At 44.6% G+C, this 11794-nt stretch carries 14 protein-coding genes, 1 pseudogene and 1 other annotated feature; of the genes and pseudogenes, 12 read left to right on the top strand and 3 right to left on the bottom strand.

All coding sequences use genetic code 11. The features are described 5' to 3' along the window. Positions 1-31: 31 nt before the first annotated feature. From spoIVFA to rpmA, 5 genes are all read left to right on the top strand, one after another. Positions 32-826, top strand: coding sequence for a stage IV sporulation protein SpoIVFA (spoIVFA, locus tag JMN17_RS01155; RefSeq protein ID WP_087992310.1), 795 nt, complete (start codon positions 32-34; stop codon positions 824-826). Then, positions 819-1685 (top strand): stage IV sporulation intramembrane metalloprotease SpoIVFB, encoded by an 867-nt coding sequence (gene spoIVFB, locus JMN17_RS01160; RefSeq protein ID WP_087992309.1) that lies wholly within the window; start codon positions 819-821, stop codon positions 1683-1685. The genes spoIVFA and spoIVFB overlap by 8 nt, the downstream gene beginning before the upstream one ends. 57 nt (positions 1686-1742) lie before the next feature. Then, positions 1743-1816 (top strand) — a sequence feature (ribosomal protein L21 leader region). 13 nt (positions 1817-1829) lie between these two features. Continuing rightward, positions 1830-2138 carry a 50S ribosomal protein L21 gene (rplU, locus tag JMN17_RS01165; RefSeq protein ID WP_087992308.1) on the top strand — a complete coding sequence of 103 codons (309 nt, stop codon included), beginning with the start codon at positions 1830-1832 and terminating at the stop codon, positions 2136-2138. Positions 2139-2140: 2 nt separating this feature from the next. After that, positions 2141-2479, top strand: a complete 339-nt coding sequence (locus tag JMN17_RS01170) for a ribosomal-processing cysteine protease Prp (RefSeq protein ID WP_003229669.1) — start codon at positions 2141-2143, stop codon at positions 2477-2479. Positions 2480-2491: 12 nt separating this feature from the next. Beyond that, on the top strand, positions 2492-2776 hold the full coding sequence (rpmA, locus tag JMN17_RS01175; protein WP_003152662.1) for a 50S ribosomal protein L27: 285 nt from the start codon (positions 2492-2494) through the stop codon (positions 2774-2776). A gap of 118 nt (positions 2777-2894) precedes the next feature. Here the strand turns inward: rpmA and JMN17_RS01180 are convergent. After that, positions 2895-3033: pseudogene (locus JMN17_RS01180) on the bottom strand (hypothetical protein). 62 nt (positions 3034-3095) lie between these two features. Here JMN17_RS01180 and spo0B point away from each other — a divergent pair. The 4 genes from spo0B to pheA are packed head-to-tail and all read left to right on the top strand — an operon-like array spanning position 3096 to position 6369. Then, positions 3096-3674 (top strand): sporulation initiation phosphotransferase Sop0B, encoded by a 579-nt coding sequence (gene spo0B / locus JMN17_RS01185; protein ID WP_087992307.1) that lies wholly within the window; start codon positions 3096-3098, stop codon positions 3672-3674. A 33-nt stretch (positions 3675-3707) separates the two neighbouring features. Beyond that, positions 3708-4994 (top strand): GTPase ObgE, encoded by a 1287-nt coding sequence (obgE, locus tag JMN17_RS01190; protein ID WP_087992306.1) that lies wholly within the window; start codon positions 3708-3710, stop codon positions 4992-4994. 57 nt (positions 4995-5051) lie between these two features. After that, positions 5052-5495 carry a transcriptional regulator ThrR gene (gene thrR, locus JMN17_RS01195; RefSeq protein ID WP_003222630.1) on the top strand — a complete coding sequence of 148 codons (444 nt, stop codon included), beginning with the start codon at positions 5052-5054 and terminating at the stop codon, positions 5493-5495. 16 nt (positions 5496-5511) lie between these two features. After that, positions 5512-6369 (top strand): prephenate dehydratase, encoded by an 858-nt coding sequence (pheA, locus tag JMN17_RS01200; protein ID WP_087992305.1) that lies wholly within the window; start codon positions 5512-5514, stop codon positions 6367-6369. A 23-nt stretch (positions 6370-6392) separates the two neighbouring features. On the opposite strand, the gene JMN17_RS01205 is transcribed toward pheA, so the two are convergent. Next, positions 6393-6935, bottom strand: coding sequence for a transcription repressor NadR (locus tag JMN17_RS01205; RefSeq protein WP_087992304.1), 543 nt, complete (start codon positions 6933-6935; stop codon positions 6393-6395). Further along, entirely contained in the window at positions 6895-8082 is a 1188-nt protein-coding gene (locus tag JMN17_RS01210; RefSeq protein ID WP_202327050.1) for an IscS subfamily cysteine desulfurase, read from the bottom strand. The genes JMN17_RS01205 and JMN17_RS01210 overlap by 41 nt, the downstream gene beginning before the upstream one ends. Before the next feature lie 102 nt (positions 8083-8184). Here JMN17_RS01210 and nadB point away from each other — a divergent pair, with 102 nt between their 5' ends. The 3 genes from nadB to nadA are packed head-to-tail and all read left to right on the top strand — an operon-like array spanning position 8185 to position 11693. Then, the gene (gene nadB / locus JMN17_RS01215; protein WP_087992302.1) at positions 8185-9777 is read left to right on the top strand and encodes an L-aspartate oxidase; all 1593 of its coding nucleotides are present in this window, start codon (positions 8185-8187) and stop codon (positions 9775-9777) included. Continuing rightward, complete coding sequence (gene nadC, locus JMN17_RS01220) at positions 9731-10600, top strand: carboxylating nicotinate-nucleotide diphosphorylase (RefSeq protein WP_202327052.1); 870 nt, start codon at positions 9731-9733, stop codon at positions 10598-10600. Before nadB ends, nadC begins: the two co-directional genes overlap by 47 nt. Beyond that, positions 10587-11693, top strand: coding sequence for a quinolinate synthase NadA (nadA, locus tag JMN17_RS01225; protein WP_202327054.1), 1107 nt, complete (start codon positions 10587-10589; stop codon positions 11691-11693). The genes nadC and nadA overlap by 14 nt, the downstream gene beginning before the upstream one ends. Positions 11694-11794: the final 101 nt, after the last annotated feature.

The following is an 11794-nucleotide window of genomic DNA, read 5'->3' on the forward strand; positions in this document are numbered from 1 at the left end:
ACAAACCCAACGAATGCAAAGGATGATGGCAATGAGTCACAGAGCAGATGAAATCAGAAAACGATTAGAGAAAAGAAGAAAACAGTTTTCCGGCTCAAAACGTTTCTCTACTCAGACAGTTTCTGAAAAACAGAAACCCCCGTCTTGGGTAATGGTAACGGATCAGGAAAAGCATGGAACTCTTCCGGTCTATGAAGATAACATTTCGAAATTCCACGGAAAACACCCTTTGGTTAAAACAGATTCAATTATCCTAAAATGTCTTCTGTCGGCCTGCCTTGTTCTCGTTTCCGCCATAGTCTATAAAACGAATATGGGACCCGTCAGCCAGATTAAACCCGTCGTTGCCAAAACCTTCGAAACTGAATTTCAATTTGCCTCAGCAAGCCATTGGTTTGAAACGAAATTTGGCAATCCGCTTGCTTTTCTGGCTCCTGAACATAAAAATAAGGAACAGCAGATCGCAGTGGGACAAGATCTGATCGCGCCTGCATCCGGGAAAGTGCAGCAGGATTTTCAGGACAATGGGGAAGGGATTAAAGTTGAAACAAGCAGCGATACAATTGATAGCATAAAAGAAGGCTATGTAGTTGAAGTCAGCAAAGACAGCCAGACGGGACTGACAGTTAAGGTGCAGCATGCTGACAACACCTATAGTATTTATGGCAAGCTCAAAGATGTCGAAGTTGCGTTATATGATTTTGTAGATAAAGGCAAAAAGCTCGGTTCGATTAAACTGGATGATCATAATAAAGGGGTCTATTATTTCGCCATGAAAGACGGCGATAAATTTATTGATCCGATTCAGGTGATTTCATTTGAATAAATGGCTCGACCTTATCTTGAAAATTCATGTGCATCCTTTTCTTTGGATTATCGCTGCGCTGGGGCTAGTCACAGGCCATATGAAAGCATTGTTATGCCTGCTTCTGATTGTGCTGATCCATGAGCTGGGGCATGCTGCTCTGGCCGTGTTTTTTTCTTGGAGAATCAAGCGAGTTTTTTTGCTGCCGTTTGGCGGGACGGTTGAAGTGGAAGAGCACGGGAATCGGCCGTTAAAGGAAGAGTTTGCGGTGATTATTGCCGGTCCTCTTCAGCACATCTGGCTTCAGTTTGCAGCCTGGATGTTTGCAGAATTCTCATTGATTCATCAGCATACCTTTGAACTCTTCACCTTTTATAACCTTTCTATTTTATTTGTCAATCTGCTGCCGATCTGGCCTCTTGATGGCGGAAAGCTGTTATTTTTGTTGTTTTCCAAGCAGCTTCCCTTTCAAAGAGCTCACAGGCTGAATTTAAAAACATCGCTCTGCTTCTGCCTGCTGCTTGGGTGTTGGGTTTTATTTGTGGTTCCTCTGCAAATCAGTGCATGGATTTTGTTTGTCTTTCTGGCTGTTTCTTTGTTTGAGGAATACAGGCAAAGGCACTATATCCATGTGAGATTTCTGCTTGAACGGTATTACGGAAAAAACCGTGAGCTCGAAAAACTGCTGCCGCTCAATGTAAAGGCAGAGGACAAAGTCTATCATGTGATGGCCGAGTTCAAGCGCGGCTGCAAACATCCGATTATTATAGAGAAATCAGGGCAGAAACTCAGTCAGCTTGACGAGAATGAAGTGCTGCATGCTTATTTTGCCGATAAGCGGACGAATTCCTCCATGGAAGAACTGCTGCTGCCTTACTAAAATGGTTTGACAAACGTCTTGTGTTTTGGTATATTTTTTAATGTTATGGATGTAGCACCATTGCTACAACCGCTCAGTACAGGTGTTAAGAGCTTAAAGCCCCCTGGTATCTGGCGAGTCTTAGTCTAATAGGAGGTGCAGAGAATGTACGCAATCATTAAAACAGGCGGTAAACAAATCAAAGTTGAAGAAGGCCAAACTGTTTTCATCGAAAAACTTGCTGTTGAAGCAGGTGAAACAGTTACTTTTGAAGACGTTTTGTTTGTTGGCGGAGACAACGTGAAAGTCGGCAACCCTACAGTTGAAGGCGCGACAGTAACGGCTAAAGTTGAAAAACAAGGCCGCGCGAAAAAAATCACTGTTTTCAGATACAAAGCAAAGAAAAACGTTCATAAAAAACAAGGTCATCGTCAGCCTTACACTAAAGTGACGATCGAAAAAATCAACGCGTAAGCATGATTCAGGCAACAATCAGAAGGTCTCATGATAAAGGCATATTGTCTTTTGAAATGACAGGCCATGCGAATTTTGCTGAACATGGACAAGATCTTGTTTGTGCCGGAGTAACAGCCGTTGTGTTTGGAGCTGTTAACGCAGTCATTGTGCTCGCGGGCTTCGAGCCGCTTCTTGATATAGGGGAGGACGGGGGTTATTTTTACTTTGAATTCCCTGAATCACTTGATCCGGAGGCGCGCCAAAAAGCTCAGCTGCTGATTGAAGGCATGATTGTTTCGTTGGAGACAATTGAACGGGATTACAAAGATAACTTGCGTGTGACCACAAACATAATATAGGAGGTGAGCTACATGCTTAGATTAGATCTTCAGTTTTTCGCTTCTAAAAAAGGAGTAGGTTCTACAAAGAACGGACGTGACTCTGAGTCTAAACGTTTAGGTGCTAAACGTGCTGACGGTCAATTCGTAACAGGCGGTTCTATCCTTTACCGTCAACGCGGAACAAAAATTTACCCAGGTGAAAACGTGGGCCGCGGCGGAGATGACACTCTATTTGCGAAAATCGACGGAACTGTTAAATTCGAACGTTTCGGCCGTGACCGCAAAAAAGTGAGCGTATATCCTGTAGCTCAATAATGATTCAAAAAACTCCGGTCGATGACTGGAGTTTTTTTTGCAATAATGCGGAGTAAACACCAAGAATGAAATGCAGAGTATGTGCGAGCAGACCCCGCCAAGAATGAGAATAAACGTCTCAAACCCACTGGATATGTTCCCCAAGCAGTAATACATAAAATGTTCTGCCTGGCTGCAAATCAACCTTAGCCAGAAAAAAAGGAACATGATATTTCTGGGAAAAACAATTGTTTTTCTAATAAAGCCTTCTCTGTTATAATTCATAATACACACTTATACAGACTCCTAAATAAGAAATTAAATGATTGGGAGTGCGAAAATGAAGGATGTTTCAAAAAAACAAGAAGAAAATATAAACGACACGGCATTAACAAATGAACTGATTCATCTGCTTGCCCATTCCCGGCATGATTGGATGAATAAGCTGCAGCTGATTAAAGGAAACTTAAGCTTGCAGAAGTATGACCGCGTCTTTGAAATGATTGAAGAAATGGTTATAGACGCAAAGCACGAATCAAAGCTCTCAAACCTGAAAACACCGCACTTGGCGTTTGATTTTCTTACGTTTAATTGGAAAACCCATTATATGACACTTGAATATGAAGTTCTTGGAGAAATTAAGGATTTATCGGCTTATGATCAAAAGCTGACGAAACTGATGAGAAAGCTGTTCTATCTGTTTGATCAAGCAGTCAGCAGAGAGAGCGAAAATCATTTAACGGTTTCACTGCAAACGGATCATCCTGACAGACAGCTCATTCTGTATCTTGATTTTCACGGCGCTTTTGCCGATTCATCTGCTTTTGACGATATTCGGCAAAATGGATATGTGGACATTGATATCTTGCGTTTTGAGATCACAAGTCACGAATGTATGGTTGAAATTGGGTTGGACTAGCGGAGTTTTTAACGGTTTAGAACGGAGGACATTATGTTTATAGATCAGGTGAAAGTTTATGTAAAAGGCGGCGACGGCGGCAACGGAATGGTTGCGTTTCGCCGTGAAAAATATGTGCCGAAGGGCGGCCCTGCCGGCGGTGATGGGGGAAATGGAGGAGACGTTGTTTTTGAAGTGGACGAAGGTCTCCGCACCCTGATGGACTTTAGGTACAAAAAACACTTTAAAGCGATTCGCGGCGAGCACGGCATGTCCAAAAACCAGCATGGGCGAAATGCCGATGATATGGTTATTAAAGTTCCGCCAGGCACCGTTGTGACAGATGATGATACAAAGCAGGTCATTGCTGATTTAACAGAGCACGGGCAGCAGGCTGTCATCGCAAGAGGCGGAAGAGGAGGAAGAGGGAATACCCGCTTTGCTACGCCGGCTAATCCCGCGCCTCAGCTTTCAGAAAACGGCGAGCCGGGAAAAGAGCGTTATATTGTTCTTGAATTAAAAGTGCTAGCGGATGTCGGCCTTGTCGGGTTCCCGAGTGTGGGAAAATCCACTTTGCTGTCTGTTGTCTCATCTGCAAAACCGAAAATTGCGGACTATCACTTTACAACGCTTGTCCCGAATCTCGGCATGGTTGAAACGGATGACGGACGCAGCTTTGTTATGGCCGATTTGCCTGGACTGATTGAAGGCGCACACCAAGGCGTCGGACTCGGCCACCAGTTTTTGCGCCATATTGAACGGACACGGGTTATTGTTCACGTTATTGATATGTCCGGATTGGAAGGCCGCGATCCATATGAGGATTATGTCACGATTAACCAGGAACTGAGCGAGTACAATCTGCGTCTCACTGAACGTCCGCAAATTATCGTTGCAAATAAAATGGACATGCCGCAGGCTGCGGAAAACCTGGAAGCCTTTAAAGAAAAGCTGACGGATGATTACCCGGTATTCCCAATCAGTGCGGTGACAAGAGAAGGTCTTCGCGAGCTTCTGTTTGAAGTCGCCAATCAGCTGGAGAACACGCCGGAATTCCCGCTGTATGACGAGGAAGAGCTTACACAAAACCGTGTCATGTACACGATGGAGAATGAAGAAGTGCCATTTAACATTACACGGGATCCAGACGGTGTATTTGTGCTTTCAGGAGACAGTCTTGAGAGGTTATTCAAGATGACTGATTTCTCCCGTGATGAATCGGTTAAACGGTTTGCAAGACAGATGCGCGGAATGGGTGTTGATGAAGCGCTCAGAGAACGCGGAGCCAAGGATGGAGATATTATCAGGCTTCTGGAATTCGAATTTGAATTTATTGATTAATGATGACTGAGAGGAGAGCCTGGATGTCAGGCTCTCTATTTTAAAGGGGGGATGCAAATGAAAGAGGAGACATTTTATCTTGTCCGTGAAGATGTATTGCCCGATGCGATGAGAAAAACATTGGAAGTCAAAAAGCTGCTTGATCGAAAAAAAGCAGATTCAGTGGCAGATGCCGTTCAAAAGGTGGATTTAAGCAGAAGCGCGTTTTATAAATACAGAGATGCTGTTTTTCCGTTCTACACTATGGTTAAAGAACAAATTATCACACTTTTCTTTCATTTGGAGGATAGGTCAGGCGCGTTATCTCAGCTCCTGCAGGCGGTAGCTGATTCTGGAAGCAACGTTCTTTCCATTCACCAGACCATACCGCTTCAAGGCAGGGCGAATGTGACACTGTCTATCAGTACGTCTGCAATGGAAGAGGACATTCATACGTTAATGAATAAACTCAGGAAGTTTGATTTTGTAGAAAAGGTTGAAATATTAGGTTCAGGTGCATAAGGGAGAGAATATCGTCATGAAAGTCGGTTATTTAGGTCCAGCAGCAACATTCACACATCTAGCAGTTAGTTCTTGTTTTCAAAACGGCGCCGAACATGTTGCCTACCGCACCATACCGGAGTGTATAGATGCGGCAGTTGCAGGCGAAGTTGATTTCGCTTTTGTTCCTTTAGAGAATGCATTAGAAGGATCGGTCAATTTAACGATAGACTATTTAATACATGAACAGCCCTTGCCAATCGTGGGTGAAATGACGTTGCCGATTCATCAGCACTTGCTCGTCCATCCTTCAAGAGAAAATGCATGGAAAGAGCTCGACAAAATTTACTCGCACTCACACGCGATCGCGCAATGCCATAAATTTCTCCATCGTCAATTTCCTTCCGTACCTTATGAATACGCTAATTCAACCGGAGCGGCAGCGAAATTTGTCAGTGACCATCCCGAGCTGAATATCGGGGTAATTGCCAATGACATGGCCGCTTCTACATACGAATTGAAAATCGTGAAACGAGATATACAGGATTACAAGGATAATCATACAAGATTTGTTATCCTGTCTCCTGATGAAAACATATCATTTGAAGTGAATTCAAAATTGAGTTCAAGGCCCAAAACGACACTGATGGTAATGCTTCCGCAGGATGATCAATCTGGGGCGCTGCACAGAGTGCTGTCTGCATTTTCTTGGAGAAACTTAAACTTGTCGAAGATTGAGTCACGTCCGACGAAAACCGGATTAGGCCACTATTTCTTTATTGTTGATATTGAGAAAGCGTTTGATGAGGTATTGATTCCAGGTGCCATGCAGGAGCTCGAAGCGCTCGGCTGTAAAGTGAAACTTCTTGGTGCATATCAGTCTTACCAATTATAAAAAAAGCCCGTAAAGGGCTTTTTTTAATCTTTAATTAAAATGCCGGCCTCCTCGAGTGCTTGGCAGGCTTGGTCGATACGATATTCATCGGGTGCTGTCAGTGTATGAAGATGCACGCCGTCAGTCAGTTGTGATAAATAGGCGGCATTCGTAGAATTGATTTTTTTAATGAAATGGCTAACTTCCTTCCGAGTGCCTACTTGGATGGCTGCAGTTAAATCTCCGTATACTGGATGTTCGATTTTTACGTCTTTTACGGCAACACCTTCGTCCACGATGATTTGCAGTTCCTCTTCTGTCCGTTCAGGACCGTGCAGGCAAGCTATGATTCTTTCTGCCTGCTGGTGCTGCTGAGCGGCTGCATCCATGTACACATATCCTTGGCTTGTGGCGATAATTGGTTCATTTTTCGCTTTCAAGAGCGATATATCCTGAACAATTACCTGTCTTGAAACGTTCGCTTTTTTTGCGAGTTCTCCTCCTGTCAGCGGTGATACGGATTCCTTCAGCCACAGAAGAAGCTGGTCACGCCTGTTGGCGCCCATGAGCTTTAATTCTTCGGTCAATATCAAATTCTCCTTTCTTTTGTTCCCAAAGCGCTGTAAACGTATGTAATAACTTATCCAGCTGTTCAGCCGTTGTATGCCTTCCAAAAGAGATGCGGATAAATTGCAGGGCTTCTTGTTCTGTTTTTCTTAATGCTTTCATCGCTTCAGACGGCCCGTGATAACCGGCGGAACAAGCGCTGCCCGTTGAAATGCAAATATTACTCCGATTACATTCTAACATAACATATTGTCCTTCAAATGAGTGAAAAAAACACCCGACAATATGGGGAAGACATTCCGTTTGTGAAGTGTCAGCCGCAAGGGACACAGGGAGAGACCGAATGCTGATTTGGTCTAAAAAGTATGTTCTTAATGTCTCATTGCGGGATATCTGTTTATCCATTTCGCTTATAATCAGCTCTGCAGCGGCAGTGAAGGCTCCGATCCCGGGAACATTCACCGTGCCGGCTCTGAATCCTTGTTCGTGAGCGGTAAGAGGGTAAACGGGTTTCCAAGGCACTCCTGGCCGAATATAGACCGCACCCACTCCTTTAGGTCCATGGACTTTATGGCTGGACACTGAGAGTGCAGCCACCCCCAGTTGTTCTGTATGAATCGGGATTTTTCCAAACGTTTGCACAGCATCGCAATGGAGAAGAATGTCCTGTTCGTGCAGATAGGAAGACAGTCGTTGAATAGGCTGGATGATCCCGGTTTCAGAATTGGCATGCTGAATAGAAACCAGGCCTGTTTCCGGGCGGATATGAGCTGCTAATATTTCCTCGGTAATAAGACCGTATTCATTCGGTTCAATGATTGTTACATCGAATCCGTGCTGTTCCAGAAAAGCTGCACAGTTGTGAATGGACTGATGTTCCATGGCAGTCGTAATAAAATGTCTTTTTGTTTTTGGCAGGCCGTTTAGCAATGATTGAATGGCCAGAAAATTGGATTCCGTGCCGCCGCTGGTAAAATAGATGCCACTTGCATCTCCGCCAATGATGTCAGCGATTTTTTCACGGCAGTACTCCAGTATGTGCTTTGCTTTTCCTCCTGCGTCATGCAGGCTGCTTGCATTTCCGTACATATCCATACTGAGCTTTTGATATACGTTAAGGGCTTCCTCACAAATAGGCGTTGTCGCTGCATAATCTAAATAAATCATCCGGTCGTCCTCCATCCGTTCTCCATAAAAAACTCTTGAGTTTATTTTATCCTTGTGTAAATATAAGTGTCAAGACAGGTGTAAACAACAGGAGGGTGGCATATGTCTAAAAAGACGGTTGTAGTCATCGGTTCAGGGGCGGCGGCACTTTCCTTAGCGTCAGCGTTCCCGCCCTCATATGAAGTGACTGTCATCACAAAGAAAAGCGCCAAAAACAGCAATTCAGTCTATGCACAAGGTGGAATTGCTGCGGCTTATGCAAAGAGTGACTCGATTGAAGCCCATCTGGAAGATACGTTATATGCAGGTTGCGGACATAACGATCTAGCTATTGCAGCAGACGTTTTGCACGATGGAAAAATTATGATTCAAAACTTATTGGAGAGTGAATTTCCATTCGATCGAAATGAGCAAGGCGATCTTTGTCTTGGCAGAGAAGGGGCTCACTCGTACAACCGCATTTTTCATGCAGGCGGAGACGCAACAGGAAGGCTGCTTGTCGAGTATTTGCTGAAACAGATCAACAGCAAAATCGAGTTAATCGAGCATGAAACAGCGGCAGATTTGCTTATGGAGAACGGACGCTGTATCGGCGTCATGACAAAAGACAGCCAGGGGCGGATCAAGGTAAGGCATGCGGATGAAGTGGTGCTGGCGGCCGGCGGATGCGGAAGCCTGTTTCTTCACCATACGAACGATCCATCCGTCACCGGTGACGGCCTTTCTTTAGCTTACCGGGCCGGAGCGGAATTAACTGATTTAGAGTTTACTCAATTTCATCCGACACTGCTTGTGAAAAACGGTGTTTCCTTCGGGCTTGTTTCAGAAGCTGTAAGAGGGGAAGGCGGATGTTTAGTTGATGAACGCGACCGCCGGGTTATGGCTGGGCGGCATCCTTTGGGTGACCTGGCTCCAAGAGATATCGTCTCACGGATTATTCACGAAGAAATGACAAAAGGAAACCGCGTTTTTATCGACTGCAGTGCGATTTCTGATTTCGAAGCGCGTTTCCCTACCATCACCGCTATATGTGAAAAAGCAGGGGTTGATATTCAAAGCGGGAAAATACCTGTTGCCCCGGGAATGCACTTCTTGATGGGAGGTATTTTTGTTAATCGATGGGGAGAAACAACAGTGCCGGGGCTTTATGCAATTGGCGAGACCTCATGCACCGGTTTGCACGGAGCCAATCGGCTTGCGAGCAATTCCTTACTGGAGGCGCTGGTATTTGGAAAAAGAACAGCAGAGCATATTATGCAAAAACCGGTTTATAACAGCCAATATCAATCATCTCCAGAAACCGTCGTCTACGAGGTGCCGAATACAGAGGTGTATGAATTGAAAAGCAGAATGACAAGCCACATGTCTATCTTACGAGAAAAAGGCAGTCTGATTGAGCTGAGCATCTGGCTCCATACGCTGCCTTTTCAAAAAGTGAATGTGAAGGATATCACAATACCGCAGCTGGAACTTTCTCATTTATGGCAAACTGCAAAGCTGATGACGTTTTCTGCGCTTTTGCGGGAGGAAAGCAGAGGGGCGCACTTTCGCACCGATTTTCCTCAAGCTGATGAGCGCTGGCAAGGAAGACAAATTGTCCACACAAAAAAAGGAACGAAGATTAGAAAAAACGGGGGGATTTGGAGAAATGAATCATTTACAGCTGAAAAAATTGCTGAATCACTTTTTTCTTGAGGATATAGGTACGGGGGATTTAACATCGCAGGCTATCTTTGGAGAACAGAGCTGTGAAGCGGAGATTGTTGCAAAGTCAGACGGCATCTTTGCCGGAGCTGCGGTGATAAAAGAAGGCTTTGCTTTATTAGACGAAAATGTTCAAATCCATTTACATAAAACAGATGGGGACATGTTGCGAAAAGGGGAAGTGATTGCCGTTTTACGCGGTCCGGCGGCTGTACTTCTTTCAGGAGAGCGGGTTGTATTAAATCTTATTCAGAGGCTGTCTGGAATTGCGACGATGACAAGCGGGGCTGTGCGGCGGCTGGATGATGAACAGATAAAAATCTGTGACACGAGAAAAACAACACCGGGGCTGAGAATGCTGGAAAAACACGCTGTCAGAGCCGGGGGCGGATATAATCATCGATTCGGATTGTATGACGGCATCATGATTAAAGATAATCATATTGCAGCATGCGGCTCTATTGCAGAGGCGTGCCAAAAAGCGCGTCAGGCCGCCGGGCATATGGTAAATATCGAGGTGGAAATTGAAACGGAGGAACAGCTGAAAGAAGCGATTGAAGCAGGAGCGGATGTTATTATGTTTGACAACTGTCCGCCTGATATGGTCCGCCATTTTGCAGATCTCACACCGGACCATATAAAAACTGAAGCTTCAGGCGGAATTACGTTAGAATCTTTGGCTGCTTTTAAGGGGACGGGTGTGGATTATATTTCATTAGGATTCCTGACGCATTCCGTCAAAAGTTTAGACATCAGCATGGATGTTACATTATCAAATGAATCTATGGAGGAATGCCTTTATGTCAATTCTTGATGTGATCAAACAATCGAATGATATGATGCCTGAAGGTTATAAAGGAATGTCAAGAAAGGATATGGAAACGCGGGTTGCAGCCATTAAGAAAAAATTTGGGAGCAGGCTCTTTATACCAGGCCATCATTATCAAAAAGACGAAGTCGTGCAATTTGCTGACCAAACAGGCGATTCCCTTCAGCTGGCCCAAATAGCGGAAAAAAACAAAGCAGCGGATTATATTGTTTTTTGCGGTGTGCACTTTATGGCAGAGACCGCTGATATGCTGACAGGCGAGGAACAAACGGTCATCCTGCCTGATATGAGAGCGGGGTGTTCTATGGCTGACATGGCTGACATGCAGCAGACCAATAGGGCGTGGGAGAAACTTCAGCATACATTCGGAGATACGATCATACCTTTAACTTATGTAAACTCCACTGCGGAGATCAAGGCTTTCGTCGGTAAGCATGGCGGAGCGACTGTGACTTCTTCGAATGCGAAAAAGGTGCTTGAATGGGCGTTTACACAGAAAAAACGAATTTTATTTTTGCCTGATCAGCATTTAGGGAGAAATACGGCTTATGATCTGGGCATCGCGCTTGAGGATATGGCTGTGTGGGATCCGATAAAAGATGAATTATCGGCTGAATCTGAGCATAAGAATGTGAAAGTGATTTTGTGGAAAGGGCATTGTTCTGTCCACGAAAAATTCACTGTGAAAAATATCCATGATGTGAAAGAACGTGACCCTGACATTCGGATCATTGTGCATCCGGAATGCTCACATGAAGTCGTGACGCTAAGTGACGACAGCGGATCAACGAAATATATTATCGATACGATCAATCAGGCTCCGGCGGGAAGCAAGTGGGCAATCGGCACAGAAATGAATCTTGTTCAGCGGATCATTCACGAGCACCCTGATAAACAAGTCGAATCACTCAATCCGAACATGTGCCCGTGCTTGACAATGAACCGAATCGATTTGCCGCATTTGCTATGGTCTTTAGAACAAATAGAAAAAGGAGAACCTTCAGGCGTGATTAAGGTGCCAAAAGCCATTCAGCAAGATGCCCTCCTTGCCCTGAATCGTATGCTTTTGATTACGTAAATCAGAAATATTTCTCCTCCTGACTCATAACTTCTTTTGTTCGGGCATATGTTGTGAAGAAACATATTGTAATCTCAGCTGAACTGTTCACGTTTTGCATA

It is taken from the genome of Bacillus sp. RHFS10 (assembly GCF_016757475.1).
GTDB lineage: Bacteria > Bacillota > Bacilli > Bacillales > Bacillaceae > Bacillus > Bacillus subtilis_G.